At 66.9% G+C, this 24,285-nt stretch carries 22 protein-coding genes; 7 read left to right on the top strand and 15 right to left on the bottom strand.

From position 1 onward, the window contains the following. The first annotated feature begins 2 nt into the window (after positions 1 to 2). The 5 genes from fdhF to J2848_RS26240 all read left to right on the top strand — a co-directional run bounded on the left by fdhF (position 3) and on the right by J2848_RS26240 (position 5,843). Entirely contained in the window at positions 3 to 2,858 is a 2,856-nt protein-coding gene (fdhF, locus tag J2848_RS26220) for a formate dehydrogenase subunit alpha (protein WP_149233772.1), read from the top strand. Positions 2,859 to 2,878: 20 nt separating this feature from the next. Continuing rightward, positions 2,879 to 3,706, top strand: a complete 828-nt coding sequence (fdhD, locus tag J2848_RS26225; protein WP_149233773.1) for a formate dehydrogenase accessory sulfurtransferase FdhD — start codon at positions 2,879 to 2,881, stop codon at positions 3,704 to 3,706. A gap of 24 nt (positions 3,707 to 3,730) precedes the next feature. Beyond that, positions 3,731 to 3,958: a formate dehydrogenase subunit delta gene (locus tag J2848_RS26230; protein WP_109446480.1), complete on the top strand. Its 228-nt coding sequence runs from the start codon at positions 3,731 to 3,733 to the stop codon at positions 3,956 to 3,958. A gap of 83 nt (positions 3,959 to 4,041) precedes the next feature. Continuing rightward, a complete protein-coding gene (locus J2848_RS26235) occupies positions 4,042 to 4,791 on the top strand; it encodes an HAD-IA family hydrolase (RefSeq protein WP_149233774.1) in 750 nt (249 codons plus the stop codon). A gap of 239 nt (positions 4,792 to 5,030) precedes the next feature. After that, a complete protein-coding gene (locus tag J2848_RS26240) occupies positions 5,031 to 5,843 on the top strand; it encodes a tetratricopeptide repeat protein (protein ID WP_149233775.1) in 813 nt (270 codons plus the stop codon). 13 nt (positions 5,844 to 5,856) lie between these two features. On the opposite strand, the gene J2848_RS26245 is transcribed toward J2848_RS26240, so the two are convergent. Both J2848_RS26245 and J2848_RS26250 read right to left on the bottom strand, forming a co-directional pair. After that, entirely contained in the window at positions 5,857 to 6,699 is an 843-nt protein-coding gene (locus J2848_RS26245) for a hypothetical protein (RefSeq protein WP_246194155.1), read from the bottom strand. Next, positions 6,696 to 7,484, bottom strand: a complete 789-nt coding sequence (locus J2848_RS26250) for a cyclase family protein (protein WP_149233776.1) — start codon at positions 7,482 to 7,484, stop codon at positions 6,696 to 6,698. Before J2848_RS26250 ends, J2848_RS26245 begins: the two co-directional genes overlap by 4 nt. Positions 7,485 to 7,615: 131 nt before the next feature. Here J2848_RS26250 and J2848_RS26255 point away from each other — a divergent pair, with 131 nt between their 5' ends. Beyond that, complete coding sequence (locus J2848_RS26255; RefSeq protein ID WP_149233777.1) at positions 7,616 to 8,530, top strand: LysR family transcriptional regulator; 915 nt, start codon at positions 7,616 to 7,618, stop codon at positions 8,528 to 8,530. 30 nt (positions 8,531 to 8,560) lie between these two features. Here J2848_RS26255 and J2848_RS26260 read toward each other — a convergent pair whose 3' ends face one another. From J2848_RS26260 to J2848_RS26320, 13 genes are all read right to left on the bottom strand, one after another. Continuing rightward, positions 8,561 to 9,079: a cupin domain-containing protein gene (locus J2848_RS26260; RefSeq protein WP_149233778.1), complete on the bottom strand. Its 519-nt coding sequence runs from the start codon at positions 9,077 to 9,079 to the stop codon at positions 8,561 to 8,563. A 14-nt stretch (positions 9,080 to 9,093) separates the two neighbouring features. Then, a complete protein-coding gene (locus J2848_RS26265; protein WP_149233779.1) occupies positions 9,094 to 10,251 on the bottom strand; it encodes an alpha/beta hydrolase family protein in 1,158 nt (385 codons plus the stop codon). Between the two features lie 37 nt (positions 10,252 to 10,288). Further along, positions 10,289 to 11,245: an NAD-dependent epimerase/dehydratase family protein gene (locus J2848_RS26270; RefSeq protein WP_149233780.1), complete on the bottom strand. Its 957-nt coding sequence runs from the start codon at positions 11,243 to 11,245 to the stop codon at positions 10,289 to 10,291. Further along, positions 11,242 to 12,246, bottom strand: a complete 1,005-nt coding sequence (locus tag J2848_RS26275; RefSeq protein WP_149233781.1) for a fumarylacetoacetate hydrolase family protein — start codon at positions 12,244 to 12,246, stop codon at positions 11,242 to 11,244. The genes J2848_RS26270 and J2848_RS26275 overlap by 4 nt, the downstream gene beginning before the upstream one ends. Before the next feature lie 34 nt (positions 12,247 to 12,280). Next, positions 12,281 to 13,402 carry an FAD-dependent oxidoreductase gene (locus J2848_RS26280; RefSeq protein WP_149233782.1) on the bottom strand — a complete coding sequence of 374 codons (1,122 nt, stop codon included), beginning with the start codon at positions 13,400 to 13,402 and terminating at the stop codon, positions 12,281 to 12,283. A gap of 88 nt (positions 13,403 to 13,490) precedes the next feature. Next, complete coding sequence (locus tag J2848_RS26285; protein ID WP_149233783.1) at positions 13,491 to 14,462, bottom strand: VOC family protein; 972 nt, start codon at positions 14,460 to 14,462, stop codon at positions 13,491 to 13,493. Between the two features lie 239 nt (positions 14,463 to 14,701). After that, positions 14,702 to 15,022 (bottom strand): NIPSNAP family protein, encoded by a 321-nt coding sequence (locus J2848_RS26290; RefSeq protein WP_149233784.1) that lies wholly within the window; start codon positions 15,020 to 15,022, stop codon positions 14,702 to 14,704. A 26-nt stretch (positions 15,023 to 15,048) separates the two neighbouring features. Next, positions 15,049 to 15,843, bottom strand: a complete 795-nt coding sequence (locus J2848_RS26295) for an SDR family NAD(P)-dependent oxidoreductase (RefSeq protein ID WP_149233785.1) — start codon at positions 15,841 to 15,843, stop codon at positions 15,049 to 15,051. A gap of 20 nt (positions 15,844 to 15,863) precedes the next feature. Beyond that, positions 15,864 to 16,706, bottom strand: a complete 843-nt coding sequence (locus J2848_RS26300) for a SphA family protein (protein WP_170307179.1) — start codon at positions 16,704 to 16,706, stop codon at positions 15,864 to 15,866. Positions 16,707 to 16,961: 255 nt separating this feature from the next. After that, positions 16,962 to 18,149, bottom strand: coding sequence for an MFS transporter (locus tag J2848_RS26305; protein ID WP_149233787.1), 1,188 nt, complete (start codon positions 18,147 to 18,149; stop codon positions 16,962 to 16,964). 366 nt (positions 18,150 to 18,515) lie between these two features. After that, positions 18,516 to 20,189, bottom strand: a complete 1,674-nt coding sequence (locus J2848_RS26310; RefSeq protein WP_149233788.1) for an FAD-binding oxidoreductase — start codon at positions 20,187 to 20,189, stop codon at positions 18,516 to 18,518. Positions 20,190 to 20,206: 17 nt separating this feature from the next. Beyond that, on the bottom strand, positions 20,207 to 21,520 hold the full coding sequence (locus J2848_RS26315; protein WP_149233789.1) for a (Fe-S)-binding protein: 1,314 nt from the start codon (positions 21,518 to 21,520) through the stop codon (positions 20,207 to 20,209). A gap of 160 nt (positions 21,521 to 21,680) precedes the next feature. After that, entirely contained in the window at positions 21,681 to 23,156 is a 1,476-nt protein-coding gene (locus J2848_RS26320; protein WP_170307180.1) for an FAD-binding oxidoreductase, read from the bottom strand. Positions 23,157 to 23,284: 128 nt separating this feature from the next. Between J2848_RS26320 and J2848_RS26325 the strand changes: the two genes are divergently transcribed. Beyond that, on the top strand, positions 23,285 to 24,223 hold the full coding sequence (locus J2848_RS26325; RefSeq protein ID WP_170307181.1) for an AraC family transcriptional regulator: 939 nt from the start codon (positions 23,285 to 23,287) through the stop codon (positions 24,221 to 24,223). Positions 24,224 to 24,285 lie beyond the last annotated feature (62 nt).

Raw genomic sequence — 24,285 nt, forward strand, 5'->3', positions numbered from 1 at the left:
AGATGACCCTCATCCACGAGACCGACTACGGCACTCCCGCCCGCGTCTCCGAGACCCTGGTGACGCTGGAGATCGACGGCCGCAGCATCACCGTTCCCGAAGGCACCTCCGTGATGCGCGCCGCGATGGACGCCGGCATCACCGTGCCGAAGCTGTGCGCCACCGACAGCCTGGAGCCCTTCGGTTCCTGCCGCCTCTGCGCGGTGGAGATCGAGGGGCGCCGCGGCACCCCGGCCTCCTGCACCACCCCCGTCGCCCCCGGCATGAAGGTTCACACCCAGACCGACAAGCTGGCGAAGCTGCGCCGCGGCGTGATGGAGCTGTACATCTCCGACCATCCGCTCGACTGCCTGACCTGCGCCGCCAACGGTGACTGCGAGTTGCAGGACATGGCCGGCGCCGTCGGCCTGCGCAACGTGCGGTACGGTTTCGACGGCGAAAACCATCGCGCCGCCGCCAAGGACGAGAGCAACCCCTACTTCACCTTCGACGCCTCCAAGTGCATCGTCTGCTCGCGCTGCGTCCGCGCCTGCCAGGAGACCCAGGGCACCTTCGCGCTGACCATCGACGGCCGCGGCTTCGCCTCCTCGGTGTCGCCGGGCGCCAAGGAAAGCTTCATGGATAGCGAGTGCGTGTCCTGCGGCGCCTGCGTCCAGGCCTGCCCGACCGCGACCCTGACCGAGAAGTCGATCATCGAGCACGGCCAGCCGGAACACAGCGTCATCACCACCTGCGCCTATTGCGGTGTCGGCTGCTCCTTCAAGGCCGAGCTGCAGGGCACCACGGTGGTCCGCATGACCCCGTGGAAGGACGGCGGCGCCAACGAGGGCCATTCTTGCGTCAAGGGCCGCTTCGCCTGGGGCTACGCCACCCACAAGGACCGCATCATGAAGCCCATGGTGCGCGAGAAGATCACCGACCCGTGGCGTGAAGTGTCGTGGGAGGAGGCGGTCGCCTACGCCGCCGAGCGGCTGAAGGCGGTGCAGGCCAAGTATGGCCGGGGCTCGATCGGCGGCATCACCTCGTCACGCTGCACCAACGAGGAGGTCTATGTCGTCCAGAAGATGATCCGGGCCGCCTTCGGCACCAACAACATCGACACCTGCGCCCGCGTCTGCCATTCGCCGACCGGCTATGGCCTGTCGCAGACCTTCGGCACTTCGGCCGGCACCCAGGATTTCAAGAGCGTCGACAAGTCCGACGTCATCCTGGTCATCGGCGCCAACCCGACCGACGGCCACCCGGTGTTCGGCTCGCGCATGAAGAAGCGCCTGCGCGCCGGCGCCAAGCTGATCGTCATCGACCCGCGCCGCATTGATCTGGTGCGCAGCCCGCATGTCCAGGCCGAATACCACCTCCAGCTCCAGCCCGGCACCAACGTCGCCGTGGTCAACGCCATCGCCCATACCATTGTCACCGAAGGACTGGTGAACCGGTCCTTCGTCGAGGAGCGCTGCGATCCCAAGGAGTTCGCGAAGTGGGAGGCGTTCATCGCCGAGCACCGCAACTCACCGGAATATCTGGAATCGCGCACCGGCGTCCCTGCCGATCAGGTCCGCGCCGCCGCCCGCCTCTACGCCACCGGCGGCAATGCCGCGATCTATTACGGCCTGGGCGTGACCGAACACAGCCAGGGCTCCAGCACGGTGATGGCGATCGCCAACCTCGCGATGGCGACCGGCAACATCGGCCGCGAGGGCGTCGGGGTGAACCCGCTGCGCGGCCAGAACAACGTGCAGGGCTCCTGCGACATGGGCTCCTTCCCGCACGAGCTGCCGGGTTACCGTCACGTGTCGGACGACGCCGTCCGTCACGAGTTCGAGGCTGCCTGGGGCGTCACGCTGGATCCGGAACCCGGCCTGCGTATCCCCAACATGTTCGACAGCGCGCATGACGGCAGCTTCCGCGGCCTGTTCGTGCAGGGCGAGGACATCGTCCAGTCCGACCCGAACACCAACCACGTCACCTCGGCGCTGGAATCGCTGGACATCGTCATCGTCCAGGACCTGTTCCTGAACGAGACGGCGGCCTTCGCCCACGTCTTCTTCCCCGGCACCTCCTTCCTGGAGAAGGACGGTACCTTCACCAATGCCGAGCGCCGCATCAACCGCGTCCGCAAGGCGATGCCGTCGAAGGTCGGCAAGGACGAGCATTGGGTCGCCTGCGCGCTGGCGACGGCGATGGGCTATCCGATGCACTACGAGACCACCGCGCAGATCATGGACGAGATCGCCCGGCTGACCCCGACCTTCCGCGGCGTCAGCTTCGAGAAGCTTGACCGCGTCGGCAGCGTCCAGTGGCCCTGCACCGGCTTCGAGGACGACGACACCGGCATGGCGATCATGCATGGGGAGAGCTTCGCCCGCGGTCTCGGCCGTTTCGTGATCACCGAATATGTCCCGACCGACGAGCGGACCACGCGGATGTATCCGCTGGTGCTGACCACCGGCCGCATCCTCGCCCATTACAATGTCGGCGCCCAGACCCGCCGCACCGCCAACGTGGCCTGGCATCCGGAGGACGTGCTGGAGATCAACGCGGTGGACGCCGAGATCCGCGGCGTCAAGGACGGCGACATGGTGTCGCTCGCCAGCCGCATGGGGGCCACGACGTTGCGCGCCGTGATCTCCGACCGCATGCCGGCCGGCGTCGTCTACACCACCTTCCACCATCCGGTGACCGGTGCCAACGTCATCACCACCGAGAATTCGGACTGGGCGACCAACTGCCCCGAATACAAGGTGACGGCGGTGCAGGTCGCCCGCAGCAACCAACCCTCGGATTGGCAGGTTGACTATGCGAAGAACGACGTCGAGCGCAAGCGCATCGCCGCCGCCAACGTGATCGCCGCCGAGTGACGGCCTGAGGAGTGGGAAGCATGACCGCGATGCCTTCTGGGTCCATCCGTCCCGACGATAATTCCATGTGCTCCATCGCCGTCACCGGCACCGGCTTTTCCGCCGGTGTCGGGGTGGAGGAGGGCGCGGACGTTGAATGGCAGGTGCCGGAGGAGACCGCGGTCGCTTTCGAATACAACGGCCGCTCCCACGCCGTGATGATGGCGACCCCTGCCGATCTGGAAGACTTCGCGCTGGGCTTCAGTCTGGCCGAGGAGATCGTCGGGTCCGCCGCCGACATCGAGAACATCGCCGTGCGGGAAACCCCGCTGGGCTTCGTCGTCAACCTGACGGTCGATCCCCTGCGGCTCCTGCGCGGAAGTCTGCGCAGCCGCTCCATGGAGGGGCGGAGCGGCTGTGGCCTGTGCGGCGTGGACAGTCTTGTCCACGCCGTTCGGGAGCCCCGCAAGATAGAAACCTCGCTGGAGGTCGACCCGGCCGCCGTGGCCGCCGCCTTCCGCGCCCTGCCGGATCACCAGCCGATGAACCGGGCCAACCGTTCGGTCCACGCAGCCGCGTGGTGCGCGCCCGACGGCACCATCCGTCTGGCGCGTGAGGATGTCGGCCGCCACAACGCGCTGGACAAGCTGATCGGCGCTGTCGTCCGCTCAGGCGCCGACCCGGCCACCGGCTTCGTGGTGATGACCAGCCGTTGCAGCTTCGAACTGGTGCAGAAGACCGCCGCGGTCGGCATCCCGCTGCTGGCGACCATCTCGGCGCCGACGGCGCTGGCGCTCGAACTGGCGCGCAACGCCAACCTGACCCTGGGTGCGCTGTCGCGCCGCGACACCGTCATCCTGTTCCGCTGACACCAACCCCTTCCGGAGACACCGATGAGCCACACGAACCACGCCAAGGATCTGGTCCGGATGGCGAACCAGATCGCCGTCCATTTCGCCACCTACCCGCATGAGGAAGCGGTGACGGAGACCGCGACCCATATCCGCAAATTCTGGGATCCGCGCATGCGCGCCGGCCTGTTCGCTCATGTCCAGTCCGGTGGCGAAGCCGACCTGCACGAGGTGGCGCGCGGGGCGGTCGGGGTGCTCCAGGCCCGCTGAAGCCGGTATCCTTTTCCGACTACCCATATCCCGCAAGCGGTGATAGGGATGCCGACCGGGCCAACCAGGACGGGCATGATCGGATGCGGACGACCGACGCCATTCTCTTCGACGCCGTTCTTTTCGACATGGACGGGACGGTCCTGAACTCGATCAAGGCGGCGGAGCGCATCTGGACCACCTGGGCGCTGCGCCACGGCATCGACGTCGAAGCCTTCCTGCCGACCATCCATGGCGTTCGGGCGGTCGAGACCATTCGTCGGCTCGGCCTGCCCGGCGTCGATCCGGAGGTGGAGGCCGGGGCGATCACCCAGGCCGAGATTGAGGATGTCGATGGGATCGAGGAAATCGCCGGCGCTGCCGGGTTCCTCGCGGCATTGCCCCCGGACCGCTGGGCAGTCGTTACGTCGGCGCCGCGCACGCTTGCCTTGCGCAGGATCGCCGCGGCTGGCTTGCCCACACCGCCGCTTCTGGTCGGTGCCGAGGATGTCGAGCGGGGCAAGCCGGCTCCCGACTGCTTCCAGTTGGCGGCCGAAAGGCTCGGCACAACGGCGGACCGCTGCCTTGTGGTGGAGGATTCCCCGGCCGGGATCGCGGCGGCGGTGAGTGCTGGCGCATCGGTGCTGGTGATCACGGCGACCCACCATGCTGCGGCGGGTGCCACGGCCGTGGATGCAGGACATGCCGCCATCCGGGACTATCGTGATCTTGCTATAAGCCGGCTGGCGGACGGGTCGCTTTCCATTCGCGCCGCCCAGGGAGGCGGTCTGCCGTCCAACGCCTCCCCGGTCAGGCTCTCCTATGGATTGCGGGCGTCGTCGGAGAGGGGCTGACCGGTGCCGCCCGTGGCGCTGCATTTTCGACTTGGCCCTTCCGGTAGCATGGCGAAGCGGGAGATGAAGCCGGGCCGGCGGGCGCTGGCATAGGCTGGACAGATCATGGCGCCGAAGTGCTCCTGCCAGAACGCAACGCACCCTGACTCCCAAAATTTGTATGGCGCGCTCTTCTGCCTGTACCTATGACTGCGGCATCGGCAGTCTCTCGTAGCGGCAACGACAAAGGCGGGCGAGGCATGCGGGTCGCGACGACCGAAGATCAGGTGCGGCAAATCGTGACTGATTTCAATGCCGGACGCTTCGAGCAGGCAATATCCCTGTGCGAGGTTGGCCTGCGGCGGAGCCGGAATGATCCGATCCTCAATCACCTTTTCGCGGCGGTCCTGTTTGCCAAGGGGGACGTGGCAAGGGCGGGCATCCATATCCAGGCAAGTCTGGCGGCAAAGGCCGACAACGCACCCGGCCAGTTGCTTGCTGGCCGCATCGCGCGATCCTGCGGTGAGTTCGACCGGGCCATCTTTCACCTCGGACGCGCCGCTACAATTTCCCCCAGTTTCGAAATCCTTCTTGAACAGGCCCGTACGTTCGATGCCGCAGGCGATCGGAACCGGGCAGTCGATGCCTGGAGGGCAGCGAACCATGCCAATCCTGCGTCGCCGGAGGCCGCCGCGCGTCTTGGCCGACTGCTTTTTGAAGATGGGTTGCTTCGCGATGCGGCCGCCGTGCTGGAAGCCGTCCCGGCGAGCGGCCGGACGGCCTGCCTCTGGTTCGATCTTGGTCTGGTGAAACAGGATTTGCACGATCTGACGGGCGCGGCCGACGCCTATCGCAAAGTGCTCGAACAGCAGCCCGGCAACGCCGAGGCGGCGGTCAATCTGGGTATCGTGCTTCAGGACATGCGCGACATCGACGGTGCCGTCGCGGCTTATCGAACAGCCTACGGCGTGCAGCCCGAAACATTCGGCGTGATCGCGATGTCTTTGACCTCCGCACCGCAGGGGCAGCTGTGGCTCGACCGCGAAGCATTGAAGCGCATGCTCAAATCCTGACTCCGGTTTGCGGTCAGACGGCGTGCGCCGGTGTGTGGCGGCGCTTCGCGCGGAAGCGTTTCCGGTAGACGCCGGGCTCGGCGAGCACCTCGGTGACCGTTTTCTCGTAGGCCGCCTTGTGCGCCTCGTCGAATCTTTCGAAGACCAGATCGGGTGCTGCCCGCGGCACCGGAAAGCACTGCGCAATCGGCATGCCCTTCGGCAGGACACCGGAGAAATCGGGATCGGACCAGATCGCCGGGAAATTGATCCCCGCGTCGGTAAAGCGATCGGAATCCACGACGCCGGTCACCAGCCGGAAGGGAAGCTCGTGGCGGTTGACCGGGTGCGTGGCGAACAGCGACCAGCCTTCCTCCAGCTCGATCGTCCAGAAGCTGTTGAACTTCACCGCCGCCAGCCCGTTGGAAAAGGGCGCGCCGGCAAGCTGCTCCGCAACGTGGAAGCTGAGCGGTGACCGTGGATGACCTTCGGTCGAAGGCGCCGGGATGGCCCAATCCCAGGAGAAGGCACCATTGCGAACGGTCATGTCGCATGGCAGCAGGATCATGAAGCCGTGGGACATGGCATCGACGAAGGGAGGGCACTGTTTGACCGTGCGGATTTCCCGACCGTGAATCTCCGAATGCGCCTTCGCGGGCATGGACCGCAGCCAATCGGGCAGAATGGCGCGGGCCGGGACAGGGCGGGGCAAATGGTCGGCAAGCGCGGGATCACAGCGGAAAACGATACGCATCGGATGGCCTGCAGACGGTGACGACGCCGTTTCCCGCAAAAGCCGGAAACCTCGATCCCAGCAGAGCCCAGAACGGCCGGTGATGCAAGGGGACGGCGCCTCCTCCTCCGTGACGCTGCTCACTCCCCGATGATGGCGACCGCGCGGGTCCAGCCGGCCGACGCGCCGCGGATCTTGTGGGGAAAGCAGGAGATCATGAAGCCGGCTGGCGGCAGGGCTTCGAGATTGTGCAGCTTTTCCAGATGGCAATAACCGATGTCGCGCCCGGCCTTGTGCCCCTCCCAGATCAGGCTCTTGTCACCGGTCTCGACATATTTCTTCGCGGTGTAGGAGAAGGGAGCATCCCAGCTCCAGCCATCGGTGCCGGTCACCCGCACACCGCGTTCGAGAAGATACATCGTCGCTTCATAACCCATGCCGCAGCCGGCGTTGATGAAGTCGTCATGGCCATAGCGCGAGCCGGCGCGGGTGTTGACCAGCACGATCTCCAGCGGTTGCAGCGTATGGCCGATGCGGGCCAGCTCGGCCTCCACCTCCGCCGCGGTGACGACATGGCCGTCGGGCAGGTGGCGGAAATCCAGCTTCACCCCGGGTTGGAAACACCAGTCCAGCGGCACCTCGTCGATGGTGATGGAACGGCGCGCCTCGCCCAGCTTGGCGTCCATCGTCGGATGGAAGTGGTAGGGCGCGTCGAGATGCGTACCGTTGTGGGTGGTCAGCCTCACCCATTCCGCCGCCGCCGCCTTGCCGTCCGGCAGATCCTCCCCCTTCAGGCCGGGGATCAGCCGCTCGAAGGTCGCGACGGACTCGTCGTGGGTCTCATACTCGATCGTCGGACGCAGACCCGGAGGATCGGAGAAGACATCGTTTTCAAGATAAATGGAAAGATCGATCAGACGTCGAGCCATGGCTGCTCCTCCCCACGGGTGGTGTGCTGAGTGTTAACCACCCGATTCCATTTGAGAAATCGATTGTCACGATCATGACAATCGGCGATACAGATGATCTGTTTCCTATCGATAGCGCCGGCAGTGACCGCATGCATTTCAACCGTCTGGACCTGAATCTGCTGGTTGCCCTCGACGCCCTGCTGGAGGAACAGAGCATCACGCGTGCCGGCGAACGGCTGCATCTCAGCCAGTCGGCGATGAGCGGTGCGCTTGCCCGGCTGCGTGACTATTTCGGCGACGAACTGCTGGTGTCGGTCCGCCGCAAGATGGTGCCGACACCGCTGGCGGAGCTGCTGCGCCCCCGCATCCGGACCATCCTGCTGGATATCCAGGCGACGCTGGAAACCCGGCTGGACTTCGATCCCGCCACCGCCAAACGCCATTTCCGCATCATCGCCTCGGACTATGTGCTGGCGGTTCTGGGCGTTCCCGCCGTCACGCAGCTGTCGAAGCTCGCCCCCGGCATCACCTGCGAGTTCCTGTCGCAATATGCCCAGCCGACCGATCTGCTGGAACGTGGCGAGGCTGATTTCCTGATCATGCCGCACCCCTATCTGTCGCCGGAGCATCCCTCCCGCCAGCTGTTCGAGGATGATTACGTCTGCGTCGTCTGGGCGGACAACGAACTGGTTGGCGACAGCCTGACCGAGGCGGAGTATCTGGCGCTCGGCCACATCACCACCCGGTTCGGCAACACCAAGCGCATGCCCTCCTTCGAGGAGTGGTTCGTCTCCAACGGCGGCCGTGCCCGCCGGCTGGAGGTGGTGACCTACGACTTCAATTCCGCGATCCAGCTGGTGATCGGCACCCAGCGGGTGGTCACCGCCCACCGCCGCTTGGCCGAACGGCAGGCCCATTTCCTGCCGATCCGCCTCGTGCCGCTGCCGCTGCCGCTGCCCAGGCTGGCCGAGCATCTGCAATGGCACCAGTATCAGGACAGGGATCCGGCCAACCGCTGGATGCGCGACCTGCTCGCCTCCTGCGCCGAGCGGCCGGACGGCTGATCGGGCCTGTTCATTCAGGACTTTTTTCGCTCAGGGCATCAGATGCAGATCGGGCAGCTTTGCCCGCAGTTCCTCGCTGAACTCGCCGTGCAGCAGCACGAAGGCCATGCGGGCGATGTGGTCGGAGCGGTTCTCCCATGCATGGTCGGTGCCGCGCTGGACCACCACGTCGCCGGCCTTCAGCGCGACCTCGCTGTCGGTCAGGATCAGCACCATCTCGCCCTCCAGCACGATGCCGTAATCGACGGTGCTGGTGCGGTGCATCGGGCTGCGCACCCCGCCGCGACCGGCGGGGAGGAAGTCGATGATGCGGATGGCGCTGCCGCCCCCCCTGGGGTGGATGGCCGGCCGGGCGCTGGTTGGCTCCTCCGCCGGCAGGGAGGTGATCGGTGCCGGGCTGCGGTCGGTACCCCAGATCTCGTAGAAGCGGGCGCCCGGCAGAGTCCGGCTGTGCGGCGGCGCTTCCGCCGCCAGCAGGACGGAGGCGCCGGCAGCATCATGGCCGGTGACGATGCGGCGGCCCTGATAGGCTGTGTCTTCCTGGCTCATGGCGAGCTCCCGGTTCAGGCAATGCGGCCGCCGAGGGTCTCGGCGACCCAGTCGGCGATGTAGTTGGCGGCGTTGTCGCTGTTGTCGAAGCTGCTGTGCTGGATGCCGCCCTCGCGCGGGGTGAAGATCTTCAGTTCGCGCTTCGGGCTGTTGACCAGCTGCTCATAGCTGCGGTGGGCGTATTCCAGCGGGATCTGCTTGTCGGCCTCGCCATGGGTGACGAGGAAGGGCACGCGGATGCGGTCGAGCACACCGTCCAGCGTCACCTTCTCGGCGATCGCCATGAATTCGTCCATGTCGTGGGCGCCCCAGACCCAGCGGACATGGTCCCAGTAATGCGGCACCGGGCGTTCGCCCTCGCGGGCCAGACGGCGCTTCTGCACCTCGCCCCAATTGTGATTGGCGCCCCACACCACGCCCATGGCGAAGCGCGGCTCGAAGGCGACGGCGCGCGGGCAGTAATAGCCGCCGAGCGACACGCCCTCCAGCCCGATGCGCTTGGGATCGACGTCGGCCCTGCCCTCCAGCCAGTCGACCACCCGGCTCGCCCAGACTTCGCTGTCGTAGCGGGCGGTCATACCGTGCAGGCGCAGCGCCTCGCCGGTGCCGGGCTGGTCGATGATGAGGGAGGCGATGCCGCGTTTGGCCAGCATGCGCGGCAGGCCGACGCGGTACTTCATCTCTTTGGTGCTGTCGAGGCCGTTGACCTGCACCAGGATCGGCGCCGGCCCCGAAACTCCCTCGGCGCGGACATAGAGGCCGGCGATGCGGGCGTCGCCATAGGGGATCTCGACCCGCTCGCAATTCTCCTTCGCCAGCCGGACGCCCTTGCGGAACACCTCCTGGAAGCGGGCGTAGAGGGTGGCGCGGCCGTCACTGCCATGGGCCTGCATCCGCTCCGCTGTGATCAGGTAGGTGGCGGCGCGGTTCAGCTTGTCGCCGGCCGACAGCAGCCGGCCCTGCGCCTCGTCCTCCGCCGCCAGCCCGCACAGCTTGTCGGCCATGGCGACCCAGGACTGCATGAACAGGCGGGTGCCGGCGTCATCGCCCTGCTTCGACACCTCCAGCAGCGGCGCGCACATCTCCTCGATCTCGCCGATCTTGGCGCCCATCTCCAGCGCCAGATCGACCGACAGGTTCCAGACATAGTTGGTCGGGAAGTAACGGAACATACCCCATCCCCTTTGTTCGTTTGAACGCCGGCCCGCCTCAGGCCGCCAGCGCGTTGCGGATCAGCGCGTCGGCCGACCCGTCATGGCGAAATCCCAGCCGTTCCGCCGCTGTCGCCAGCAGCGGCGGGAAGCTGCCGAAGATGGCCTCCAGCCCGGCGTCGGGGTCGTAGGCGATGCGATCGCGGCAGCCGGCGCCGAAGCGGCGGGCCAGCGCTTCCACCACCTCCGCGGCGGTCAGGCGCAGGACCGGCAGCGGCCAGATCCGCTGTGCGTCCAGTGCGTCACGGTCGAGCCTCGCGGCATGCAGCAGATTGTCGACGCAGCAGTCCGCCGACATCCACCAGGCGACGGCCTGGGGCGACACCGGGCAGACATAGGGTTCTCCCGCGGCGGCGGCCCATATCAGCTCGCTCATGAAGGCGGAGCGCATGCCGGCGGCGGCGCGCGGCCGGGCGACGATGCCGGGCAGCCGCAGCCCCCGTCCGTCGAGCCGGCCGATACGGCTGAGATCCTGCAAAACCAGCTCCGCCGCTAGCTTGTGGGTGCCATAACTCAGCACCGGGCGCGGCAGGGTCCGGTCATCCACCGGCGAGGGCAGCGGCGCGCCATAGACTGCGATGCTGCTGGCGAAGACGACGACCGGAGGGGCGGAGCGGCGGCCCAGCCGGTCGAACAGAGCCAGCGTCGCGTCGAGATTGACCCGCCGTCCAGCCTCGTAATCAGCCTCCGCCGCTCCGCCGGCCAGACTGGCGAGGTGGAAGACCACATCCCCGCCGCCATTCCCTTCGGCGTCGGCGAGTGCCGCCTCCAGCGTTTCCCCATCGCCGAAGCTGCCGTGATGGCGGCGCAGCCGGGCATCCTCCGGCAGCCCGTCGAAGTGAAGGTCGATCAGGTCGATCCGCTCGACCGGAGCGCCCAGGGCGCCATCCGCAAGCAGCTTGGCGACCAGCCGCCGCCCGACGAAACCGCCGGCGCCGGTGACCAGGATCCTCATCGTGCCGCACCCTGCCGCGCAGCCTCGGCGGCAACCACGCGCTGATCGATCGCACCGAACAGCGGGGCTCCGTCGTCGCTTCTCGCTTCCATCCGCACGCGGTCGCCGAAGCGCATGAAGGGGGTGCGCGGCGCGCCATGCTCGATGGTCTCGATGGCGCGGCGTTCGGCGATGCAGGCCGATCCGGCACCGGGCTCGGCGCTCGACACCGTGCCGGAGCCGACGATGGTTCCGGCATGCAGCCGGCGGGTGCGGGCGGCATGGGCAATCAGTTCGAAGAAGCTGAAATTCATCCCGCCGCCGTTGGGGTGGCCGAACCAGTCGCCGTTCCAATCGACCCGCAGCGGCAGATGGACCCGTCCGTCGCTCCAGGCCCGGCCAAGCTCGTCCGGCGTCACCGCCACCGGCGCGAAGGAGGTCGACGGCTTGGTCTGGAGGAAGCCGAAGCCGGTCTTCATCTCGCGCGGGCCGAGGGCGCGCAGGCTGACGTCGTTCAGTTGCAGGACCAGCTTCACATGGCCGGCGGCCTCGGCGGCGGTGCAGCCCATCGGCACATCCTCCGTCATCACCGCGAATTCGCCCTCGAAGTCGATCCCCAGCGCCTCGTCGGGCAGCGGCAGGTCGTCATGGGGGCCGAGGAAATCGTCGGAGGCTCCCTGATACATCAGGGGGATGGTGTCGGCATCCTCGATCGGCGGCAGATTGTAGGCCCGTTGCATCAGCCGGCCGTGGTTGAGGAAGGCCGATCCATCGACCCATTGGTAGCCGCGCGGCAGCGGCGCATGGGCCTGAGCCGGGTCGAAGGGGAAGGCGCCGTCCGCCGTTCCGGCCTCCAGCGCGGCGGCCTGCGTGCGCAGTTGCTCCTCGCACTCTGCCCAGCGTTCGATGGCGTCCTGCAGGGTGGCGGCGACAGGGCCGGCATCGACGGCGCGGGTCAGGTCGCGGGACACCACGACCAGCCGGCCGTCGCGCCGCCCGTTCTTCAAGCTGGCGAGTTTCATGACATCCGGCCTCCTGCCGGTCGGAAAGGGAGGATCAGATCGGCTGGGCGGTCAGTTCCAGCATCTGCCGGACGATGGGGGAGCGGTCGATGTCGACCCTGTTCATCTCCCACTCGCCGATCTGGATGGAGGTCTCGGCGATGTATTTGCAGCGCGGCAGGCGGCGCTCCATGTACGCGGCGAAGACCCGCTCCAGCGGCCCGCCGCGCTCCAGCTCCTCGGCCAGCACCAGCACATCCTCGATCGCCATGCCGGCGCCCTGGCCCAGATGCGGGGTGGTGGCGTGGGCGGCGTCGCCGATCAGCACGACACGGCCGCGATGCCAGGGCGCCGGGGTGAAGACCACCTCCAGCGGCTTGTAGACGACGCCCTCGGGGTCGGTGATCTCCTCGCGCAGGTCGCCGATCAGGCCGCCGAAGCCCGCCAGCCGCTCCCGCATCAGAGTGGGCAGCTGCGCGATCTCCATGCGCGGATTGCCCGGCTCGGTCGAGGTCACATACATGTACATCAGGTCGTCGGCCAGCGGCACCAGCCCGGCATTGGCGTCCGGTCCGGTGAAGGACATCAGATGGTCGACCTCCGGCCGGCGGCGGAAATTGTAGCGCCAGACCGACTGGCCAGTGAACCGCGGCTGGACCGCATCGCCCCACAGCAGGCCGCGCACCTTGGAGAACAGACCGTCGGCGCCGATCACCAGCCCGTAGCGCTCGCGCTGGCCGTCGGTGAACAGGACATCCACCCCGTCGCCGTCGTCCTCCAGAGTTTCGACGGTGACGCCGAGACGCAGCGAGGCGCCGAGTTCTGCCGCCGACGCTACCAGCACGTTGTGCAGGGCGCGGCGTGACACGCCGACATTAGCCGGATAATCGGGGCCGGCCAGCCGGTGCCCCGGAATGGTGGCGATGCGCCCGCCATCGGTGCGGTAGATGCTGACGTTGTCGAAGCTGAAGGCGGCATCGAGGAAGTGGTCGAGGATGCCGAGCTGGGCGATGGCCCGCACCACGTTGCATTGTACGATGATGCCGACGCCATAGACCGTCCAGTCCGGCTTCACCTCCACCAGATCGACGGCGAAGCCGCGGCGGCGCAGCGCGATGGCGGCACCAAGTCCGCCGATGCCGCCGCCCACCACCAGGATCTTTTCGACAGGTTTCATGCTGCTCGTTCCCTCCGGAGGCCGGCGGATTTGCCGCCGGTCCTTCCCAGCCCGTGTTTTCCCGGTTTTTGCTTCGCCTTTTGCCGCGTCATTTCCGCGGCGGCAGGAATTCCTTGTAGAACTCGACGTCCCACGGCACCTCTTCCTGCATGAAATGCGGCAGGGAGTGCATCCAGGTCGCGGTGCCGAAGCGGAACTCCCACTCCCGCGGGATCCAGTTGTCGTCGAGATAGTCGCTGTCGGCGCCGTATTCGGCCTCGCCGCCCGCCGGGCACAGCAGGTAGCAGAACAGGGCCGAGGCGATGCGGTGGCGGCCGGTGCCGAGGAAGCCGTGCTTCCAACCCTGGCGGGTCATGTAGTTGGAGCCGACCATCACCTCGTCGATGTCCTCGACACCGAAATTGCAGTGATGGAAGGCCGGGTGGCCCGGCATGCCCGGCAGCTTGCAATCGGCCAGGAACATGTTGTGGTGATCGTTGGCGCCGTCGCAGCGCGTGTAGATGCCGACCTGCTTTTGGTGGTCGGACAGGCGGAAGTGCAGCCGGTCGCGGAAGAAGGCGAAGCTCTTCCAGTAATCCTCCACCGCGAAGACGACGTGGTTCAGGGTTTTCGGCCTCGCGCGCCGCTTCCATTTGCGGTGCTGGTTCAGGCGGCCGACATGACCCGGCGCATTCAGCGGATCGGGGGCGTAGACGACCTTCTTGCGGTTGAAGACCCGCAGGCCGACCGGCAGGCCGCAGTCGGTGCGGAAGCGGGCAGCCCCGTCCGGCCCGACCGTCACCTCGCGGTCGCTGCCGATGTCGCGGACCAACCGGTCGAAGCTCTCCCGGTTGTCGACGCCCCAGATGGTCTCCTTGACGCCATAGCCCTGGTAGGTTCCCTTCGGAACGCTGGGATGGCCGTAGGGGCGCAGCAGGACGGTTGAGCCTTCATCGAGGCGGAAGACGCTTTCCTCCGCGCTGCGCGACAGCAGCGGAAGGCCGAAATCCTCGAAGAAGCGGGTGCTGAGATCGAGATCCTCGACCCCGTAGAGGACGGTGTCGATGCCGACGATGGCCATGATGGAAGCCTCTTGATCAGATGGCGTGCGACCATGCGGGGTCCGGGACCGGGGCCCCGTCCGGGCAAGCCGGAGGTGTGGCGCGCGGTGACGCGCGGATCCGCAGGGATGAATTCGGGAAGCGGCGGTCGGAACGGCCGGTGACGATCGTTCGTTGGCCGGACTGTTATTTCATACTGCACATTGGCCGGACCGCTGACCAATGGTCTGTCGCGATGTCTTGCATCGGTCCGGCAGCATCAAAGTGGCGGCAGGCCGGGCACGGCGGCGAGCAGCTGCACCTCGACGCCACGGATGGCGCCGAGGTCGAAGCCGTCCATGTCGGCGCGGAAGGCGTCGCTCTGCATGTAGGCGGCGTTCACCGCCGCGATGTCGGCCCCCGGCGCGAAGGAGACCAGGGCGAAGACACGGGCCGGCGCCTCGGGATCGACCGACCGCCAGACGCCATGGACGGTGATGCCGAAGGTGGGCAGGCTGTCCAGATGGCGCGGCCAATGGACGGACAGATAGCGGTCCGCCGCCTCGGCGCTGGCGAGCGTGTAGGTGCGCAGTTGGAACATGGCTGGTCCTTTGCAATGAATCTGGGTCAGTCGGCGATCAGCGTACCGCCGTCGACGACGAGGGTCTGCCCGGTGACGAACGCGCCCGCCGGGCTGGCGAGGAAGAGGACGGCACCGGCCACCTCCTCCGGCCGTCCCATGCGGCCGAGCGGCGTGCGGTCGAGCCGGCGGCGCAACGCCTCGGGTTTCTCCTTCAGCGGCCCGGCGAAGGCGGTGTCGATCAGGCCGGGGGCCACCGCGTTGGCGCGGATGTTCGCCGCCCCCCATTCGACCGCCAGATTGCGGGCGAGCTGCGCGTTGGCCGCCTTGGTCAGCGCATAGACGCCGAGATTGCGGTTGCCGCGCAGCCCGGCGAGGCTGGACATGACAATGATGGAGCCGCCGCCGTGCTCGGCCATGACCGGGGCGGCAAGGGTGCAGAGCCGGACGGTGGCGTCGAGATTGATCGTCATCATCGTCCGGTAGGCCTCGTCCGGCACCCGGGCGCTCGGTCCCTCCTCCAGCGTGACGCCGGCATTGGCGACCAAGCTGTCGAGGCGGCCGAACCGGTCGAGCGTGGCCGACAGCAGGGCGGACAGCTGGTCCGGCCGGCGGACGTCGCAGGCGACGGCCAGAGCCGTCAGGCCCCGGCCGCGCAGCCGGGCCGCCACAGTTTCGCAGGCCGCCGCATCCTCGCTGGACAGCACGACCGCCGCTCCGGCGAGTGCCGCCTGCTCGGCAACCGCCAGCCCGATGCCCCGGCTGGAGCCGGTGACGACCATCACCTGACCGTCCAGGCGGAACAGCGGGCTTCCGCCGGCTCCATCATGCTGCGATGCCATGGCCGTCTCTCCTGCGGCGGTCAGAGCTTGACGCCGAAATTGACCCATAGGGAATTGCCCTGGGTCCGATGCTCCGCCACCAGTTCGCGCTGCCAGGACCCGCTGACATGCAGTGCGGGGGTGAAGCTGTAGGTTAGCGACGGACCGATGGCGAAGGCCTTGCCCCGATTGCCGTCGGAGCCGACGCCCCGCCCCTTGTCGTCGGTGAACTGCTGATAGGCGTAACCGACCAGACCGACCTTTGTCGGACCGAAATTCCAGCCGACCGCGTAGTCGACATACAGCTCGTTGCCGGAGGTGTAATCGGTTGCCGTGTTCTTGGTGTTGAAGACCAGCCGGGGCACGACGGAGAGTTCGAATCCCTCCGGATCGAAATATTTGTAGCCGAGCGTCGGCTGGAGTGACCAGTGGTTGGTGCCGATGTTGAGCGCGTTCTCTTTCTTGTAGCGGCCGGTGGGGCCGGTGAAATCCAGGCCGACAACCACATTGTGAGGGCCGAAATGCCAGGTGAGTCCCAGGGTGCCTGTCAAATCGGCGACCGAGGTCTGGGTGTCTCCGTGGCCCATGACGCTAAGATTGCCGTGAACCAGCGGCACCACCAGCTGGGTCACGACATCCGCGCCCGCCAGTTTGAGGTTGGTGATATGCAGGATGCGGATGGTTTCCGAATAGGTCTTGATCGAGAAATCGATGGGAATCTTGTTGCCGTTGCCGTCATTGAGGCGATTTGCGCTGTAATAGTTGGACTGCGACAGCATGTAGGTGCCGGGGATCGGCGGGAAACCTGCTCCATAGAACTGCGAGGAGCCCCCTGGGTAGGACGAGGTTCCACCTTCGGTCGCCCAGGCGGATGCGGCCGACAAGGCTAGAACTCCGGACAATGCCGCGGCGGCAACGGCTTTGACCCGACGGCCGATCTGCGAACCAAAAAAATCTCTCATCGCTTCCTTCCTGTATCTTCTATTCGTTATTTTTGGATTTTCCTTTCCCCTCCCATCTGGGTAGACGGTTTGGGGGTCCGGGAGCCCCGACGGGCCTCCCGTCTGACACCGCGCACCGGAACCGGTGCGTCGTCCGTAGGAACGGTCCGGCAGAGGGGTGCAACGACCGGCGGCCGCTCAATCGTCGGTTCGCGTCTCGCGCAGGCTCACGGCAGCCGCGATGGCCAGCAGGAGGGACAAGACGGCGAAGACCTTGATGGCAGGCACCAAACCGCCGAGGACGCCGTCGATGGCGGCCACGCTGAGCGGACTGAGAAACTGGCCGATGAACACGGCGCCCATGAAAACACCGGTCCCGCGACCGCGCAGATCGAAGGGCAGCCCGGCCATCGCCATTGTCAGCAGCAGCGGCAGAGCGATGCCCCAGCCGAACCCATGCAGGACGGCACCGGCGACCACTCCCGCAAAATCCCGGGCCAGAACCATCGTCAGCAGTCCCACCCCCATGCAGGCGAAGGTGGCGGCAGCCGGCATCGTCCCCTTGCGCGACAGCCGGCGAAAAATCATCGAGCCGGCGAGAATGGCGAGGCTGCCGGTGGCGGTCGCCAACCCGATCTTCTGGGGTGAGGTGATGCCCTGCATCGCCAGGAGAAAGCCGATCTGGATCGGCATGATGTAGAACAGCAGGCTTGCGGCCAGGGCGAGCAGACCAATGATGGCGAAGCGTCGCCGCGGGAAACCGGCAATGCCGCCGGCCGGGCTGTCGGCCTCCCTGGGCGCTTCCTCCACCAGCAGCAGGACCGCCGGGACGATGAGAACCGCCAGACCATAGATGGCAAAAGGTGTCCGCCAGTTCTGTTCGCCCAACAGCCCGCCGATCACAATCAGCGGGATCGAGGACAGGGAGGCCATCACGGACTGCATCGCCAGCCAGCGTGCGCGTTCGCGGCCCTGGTTGTGATCGCAGATCAGCGCGGTCGAACAGGTCATCACCGCTGCTTCGCAGATCCCCAGCAGCGCCCGGCTCAGGATGATCACCGGCAGATGGTCGAGCCAGATCGGCGCTACGCCGCACACCGCATAGACCAGCAGGGCGGCGACCAGCAGGCGCTTGCGCCCGAACCGGTCGGCCAGCCATCCGGCCAGTGGCGAGAACAGGGCCAGCATCAGTGCCGGAATGGTGATGGCGACCGGAACCAGCAGCCCGGCGTTCGGGTCGGCGGCGAAGGCCCGAGTGATGTCGGGAATGACCGGAGCGACGAGAACCGCCGCCATCACCGGCAGGATGACCGGCAGAATCAGGGACACGGATTGCGCGGTGGCGGCACGCGACGGCACCACCCGCACCACGGCATCGGACATCATGCACCCTCCCAAGGACGCGGTCCCGCATGGCCGGCAGTGGCGGCCATGGCGGTCGAACTCAATTGTTGTTGGCAAGCGGCGGATACGCCGATCTTCGAGTTCTGCGGCCGTCTTGTTGTGCGACCGTCATATCGTCAGCCTACAAAGCTATTCGTCAGGCGTGAAATCTTTCCTGCCGATGGCTCCTATCGCCTGAACGGATAAACAGCCGGTCGCGCTCCTGCGGTTCGTTCGGATTGGGGGCTTCGCCCCGCCGACTCAGGCTGTCGGCGATGCGGCTGGACGATGCGTCCGGATCCGTGAACGGAAAGCTGCGCCCGCCTGTCACCAGGGCGCCATAAACCGCCGCCGCCCCGAGCCACGCGGTCACATGCCCTTGGTGCCGACCACGCGGGACATCAGCCCGAGCACCGGGCGGGACAGGATCACCGGCTTCAGCATCGGCAGCGCGGCCGCCACCGGCTTCGGTACGACGGGAAGGACATATTCGTTGGAGCGCGACGCATTGCCGGGGTCGAGCCGGTTCTTCACCTGACGGATGTAGCGTTGCGGCGCGCCGATCTGCTCCCCCTGCAACTCCATCACCGGCCCGAGACCGAGCGCCATCACGCCGACCGGGTTCTTCCAGCTGATCGCAAAATGATCGAGCAGCGCGCGGGCGGCGGCGATACGCGCCGGCTTGCTCGCTGGGTCGAAGTTGATGATGTTCTCCGTCCAGAGATAGCGACCCTCATGCGGCCAGGACCAATGCTCCTCGCGTCCGCCTTCGACGAGCTTGCCGCCGGGCAGGTTTTCTCCGGCAAGGCACTCCTGCCCCGCCTCCATCGCCCGCGGCAGGAAATGGAAGGAGTCGAGCACGCCGAAGGAGGTCGTGATGCCGCCCGAGGGCCTGAGAACGCGGGGAACGAACTGCGAGGTGAACAGATTGCGGAACAGCACTTCGGCATGCTCGTCGGTCAGTTCCAGGATGCGGCCGCCGGTGCGCCGGACAATCTCCTTCACTACGCCCAGGCGCCAGGCGTGTTCTGCCGGCGAGCGCGAGAGTGTCAGCAGCGTCCAGTTCCTGTCGCTGGCCGGCTGTGCCACCTCCGGCAATGCACCGCGCTTCACCTGGTCGACATAGTCGGCGTTGCTTCCCGTCACCGTCCATCCGATATGGTCGGGTGGCATGCGCAGCATGGCAAAGCAGAGGTTCTCGTCGAGCAATTCGAAGGTCGCGGCGCGGTGGCTGTCCCAATCCGGCCATACCGCGTGGAGGAAACCGGCATTGTCCGGAATGCGCATGCCCAGCTGCGGAAGGCGACCGGTGGGCTCCTGCGGCCCCGTCACCGGTACGGGGTACAGCTTGTAGCCGATCCTGGTGAAGACCCCCAGTCCGCCGGCCGCCCCGCAGAAGCCCCGGATCATGCCGCGCACGCCAGGGCCGGGCCCCTCGCCGGCGAACCAGCCGCAACCGGAACCGGCGGTGCCGCCGCGTACGATGTCGCCCTGGGGCGTGACCCATTCCCATGACAGAAGGTTGCGGGCGTTCATGCTGGTGCCCTGCGAGGTGACGCCCACCCCCAGCAGCGATGTGGCGGAGGCCAGCGGCGAATGGGCGGGACCGGCCCCGACGATGTGGCAGGTCAGGCCATGCTTCAGCGCTTCGGCCTGGAGCGCCCCGGCGGTGGCGTAGGGACCGATGATCGCCATGCGGTTCTTCGCATCGATTTCCAGCCTGTTCATCCGCCGCAGGTCGATCACGACCGTCTCGGGAGAGCAGGCGTTGCTCATCGATCCGTAGCCGGTGGAATGGGCCTTGAAGTGCAGCTTGTGGCGCGCGCAGCATTTGACCACCGCCGCGACCTCCTCCGTGCTCTCCGGCAGGACCACGGCCACCGGCCAGATGCCGGCGAATTTCTCCGCGCCCGGCACCTTGCCGACGCCGGTGTTCCAGGCGTGGGCCGACAGCATCGCCGGGTCGGTGCTGATATGGCGGGCGCCGACGATCCGCTCCAGTTCACTGCGGACCTGTGGCGGAAGTTCGATCTTTCTGCTCATCGGGAAAGCTCCTGGGTTCAACCGGCCAGCGCCGGGACAGGCCGAAGCGCCTGTGCGAGCAGGCCAAGCAAATCCTGTATCTGGACGGCCCGCCCGACGCTGCCGGCATGCTCGGCCAGATGCCCGGTGCAACCGGCGCAGGCGCTGACCAGAATCGACGCCGTGCTGTCCTGCAATTCCGCAAGCCGGTTGCGCGCGGCGAGCGCCGCTGCCTCCGGCACCGTTTCCCTAACCCCTCCGCAGGCCCCGCAGCAGTAGCTGGAGGCATGGTGGCGCTCCAGCTCCACCAGATCCACGCCCATGGCGCGCAGAAGCGCGCGGGGCGCCTCGTAACAGCCGCCATTGCCGAAGCGCAGAGCCGAGGGTGTCCGCGACACCAGGATGCCGGACATCCGGTTGTCGAGACCGGAATCCTGTGTTTGCCTCGGCTCGCTCAACCGTCCAAGCTTGCACGGATCGTGGTAGGCGACCGGTCGGCCCTTCAGGTCGGGCAAGGGGGCCAGGGACAGGCGGCCCTGCTCCACCAACTCCCACAGATATTCGGTGATGTGCAGGACGCGCATCGGCCCGAAGGACAGTCCGAAGCGCGGATGTACGGACCGGAAGGCCGACAATGCGGCGGCGGAGAAGGTCACCAGCGTCCCGGCCCCCGACTGCCGGGCCTGCTCGATCAGTCCCTGCGCCAGCATCCGGGCCTCATCGACATAACCGAGGTCGAAGGCGAGACTGCCCGACGACCCTTCCTCGTTCCCCAGATGGGTCATGGCGATGCCGGAGCGATGAAGCGTGGCGACCACGCCGCGCAACCCCGGCCAGCCCGCCGGTTCATAGGCGAGGCCGCTGCCGACGTGCAGCAGAACCTCCGCTTTCCCCATTCCGTCGAACGCCAGTCCATCGGCCCAGCGGGCCCGCTCCGCCCGCGGCTGGCCGCAGGAGTTTCCCGACCGGCGCAGTCTCTCCATCATTTTCCGGTGCGGAGCCGGCGAATGCCCGTCATGCACCAGCTGTGCGCGCAGGGCATACAGGGAGTCGAGCGGCTCGACCGTTTCGCCGAAGTTGATCTTGCAAGAGACGTCACAATTGCCGCACATCGTGCAACTGGCGACGGCGCCGGCCATCTCGGCGGAATGCGGCACGGCGCCGTCGAGCAGGCCGTAGGCCATGATAAGCTGGCCACCGCCGCTGTAGGCATGGAACTGGCCATAATCGATGCTCGGGCAGGCCGAGGCGTGCCGCTGGCTCCTGGGCGCGGCGACGAACTTGCATTGGGAACAGCGGGTACACCGCGCCAGGAAGTCGCGGCGGTCCTCAAGTGTTTGGGGGGAGTGCATCCTGCGGCCTCTCACGGTTTTCCCATCGGCCGGGCTGGCTCCCGGCCGGGAGATGCTGGTGTCGGTTGTCGCGAATTTTCGGCAGGGCCAAGTCAAGACAGCGGTCGGCGGTGCATCGGCTGTGGCACCGGAAGGAAACCGCCGCGTCCGGCGCGGTCGTTCAGGAATAGGGCAGGCGGTTGGGGTTCATCACCCCGGCAGGATCGAGGATCGATTTGGTCAACGCCATCATCGACCGGATACCGTCGTCATGCCGGTAGGCCAGATCGGACCATGCGCCATAGGGCCGGCTGAAGAAGGCGCCGGCATCGGCGCAACGCTCCGCCGCAGCCTGCCACGCAGCGGCAGAACGTTGCGCATCGTCCGCCTTGTCCGGATCGTAGGGAAGCGTGAATTCGATGTGGCCGTACACGCCCTGGGCCATCGGCTGGATGTAGACACCAAGCGGCAGATGCCCGAGACCGGCCTTCGTCAGCCCGTCCCGCACCAGCGGCACGAAGCCTGCGGCACGGTCGAGCTGCTGCAGGAAGAACAGCTCCCGGTGTGCGCCCGATACACGGTCGCGGAACGAGACCGGTTCGGCCACGCGCAGTCTTTGGCCCAGCGCCGTCGCCGTATGGCCGGCCAGGGATTCGGCCAACCCCACGCCATGCCGCTCCCCGCCGGCGCGGAGGTCGGCCTGCTGCCAAGCCATCTTCTCCTCCGGTGCCTGCCGTCCCGCCGACAGGCCGACGAACAGTGTCCAGGCCGGAAGTGCGCCGCACAGGGCGTTGAATGCCGCCGCGTCCCTCGCCAGCAGCAAGGCGAGCTGCACGCGGTCGACGATGAACAGGGCGTTGCCGATGCGGTGGTGAAGCAACTCCCTGGCCAGATCGATCACCGGTTCCAGGGCGTCGGCGCTGGCGAACCAGCCCCGCTCCATCGTGGGAATGCGTTCGCAGTACAGCGCCGCCCAGGCCATGAGTCCCAGGCTGCCCTGCGCGCCCTGCAACACACGAAGCAGGTCGAGGTTGGTCGGACCGATCGGCATCATCTGCCGATGCCCCCGCGCCAGCTGTTCAGCCAGCGTGCCTTCTATGGCGGCGCCGCCGGTGGGGGCGCAATGCCCGTTGCCGAGCACCAGAAGGGTTCCGCCAAAGGGATCGGCCACATCCCAATGGTCGTTGGCATTGATCGGGGGCTCACGCTCCAGAAAGCTGGCGAGGACGGATTTGCCGGCCCGCGGCGACAGCGGCCGCAGGGCGCGCAGACCATGAGGCTGCAGCAGGTCGTCGACGGTGCCGAAATCGACACCTGCTTCCAAAATGGCGATCTTGTCACGGGCATCGGCATGAAGAAGCCGGTTCATGCCCGAGAGATCGGCGATCACCACATTGTCCCGTGCGGGAACCGTATCGCCGCGACGCCGGCGACCGGTGGACGAAACCGGCACGACACCGGTTCCGCTGTCGTTCGCCCAGCGTATCAGGCTTAGGATTTCGTCCGTGCTCCGCGGTTTCAGGACGGCGCGGGGCACATGCCCCTGCGGCGTGTCGCCGTCGGATGCGAAGGACCGGAGCTCCGCCCCGTCGATGCTGCATGCGATGCCTGCGGGTGCATGGAGACGGCTGGCGTTTTCAGTGAATGCGATACCCACGTTCCTCTCCTCTGGAGCCGCCGGTTCGAAGCCGATACCAATCGTGCCGCGATGTCGGTATCGTTATATGCGCCCCTCCGATCAACTGTCAGCCGGGCCTACAGTTCGAATTGCCGCCGGTATCGTTCATGGACGCGCTCAGCGAGATTCTGAAATCGATCAAACTGCACCACAGCGCGGTGGGATCGCTGCGGCTGGGTGCGCCGTGGGGATTGTACAATGACGATTTCGACTCACCGACCGCCTATGGCCTCGTCGATGGTCCGCCCTGCTGGCTTTGCCTGCCTGGGCAGCAGCCCGTGCGGCTGGAGCAGGGCGATATCGTGCTGTTCGCAATGGGCCGCTATTCCATCTCGTCGTCGGCCGACGGACCATGCACGCATTTCTCCGAAGCCTGGAAGGCGAACGGATTGCCGGATTTCGAGCCCGACCAGGAGCCGGAATCGCCGCTCCTGCTGGAATGGGGCGGCGGTGGGGCGGTCACGCGACTGCTGGGCCTGGCGTTCGGACTGCCGGGTTGGCACCGCAATCCGCTGTTGGCCGCATTGCCGGAGATGATCGTGGTCCGCAACGGGCAGTCCGGCGCGTTTCCGTGGGTGGCCTTGGCGGTCGAGTTCCTCTCGGCCCGCGATGCCAACGCACCCGGCTTCGCCGCCACGGCCCGCGTGCTGGCCGAACTGATGTTCCTGAGCACGCTCAGAACCCATCTGCTGAACGGAAGCCGTGCCATCCGAGGCTGGCTGCGCGGCCTGACCGACCCCGGCATTGCATGCGCGCTGAAGGCGATCCATGCGAAGCCGGGAGAGAAATGGACGGTCGCCTCGCTGGCGCAGACAGCCGGATTGTCGCGAACGATCTTCGCCACGCGCTTCGCCGAACTCGTCGAAGTCTCGCCGATCGAATATCTGTCGCAATGGCGGATGCATCTGGCCGCAGAGAGCATCCTGCAGTCGCGGCCCAATCTGACCCGGCTGGCTTTCGATCTCGGCTATGCCTCCGATGCGGCTTTTCGCGACGCCTTCAAGCGCCGCTACGGCGTGCCGCCGTCACGCTATGCCGGACACTGAGCCGGCATGGCGGACCGCCCCTCCGGCGCAAAAGGGAAATCCGTGACGGGTGGCCGGGAAGG

Source organism: Azospirillum lipoferum, assembly GCF_024170005.1.
In the GTDB taxonomy this organism is placed as follows: Bacteria; Pseudomonadota; Alphaproteobacteria; order Azospirillales; family Azospirillaceae; genus Azospirillum; species Azospirillum lipoferum.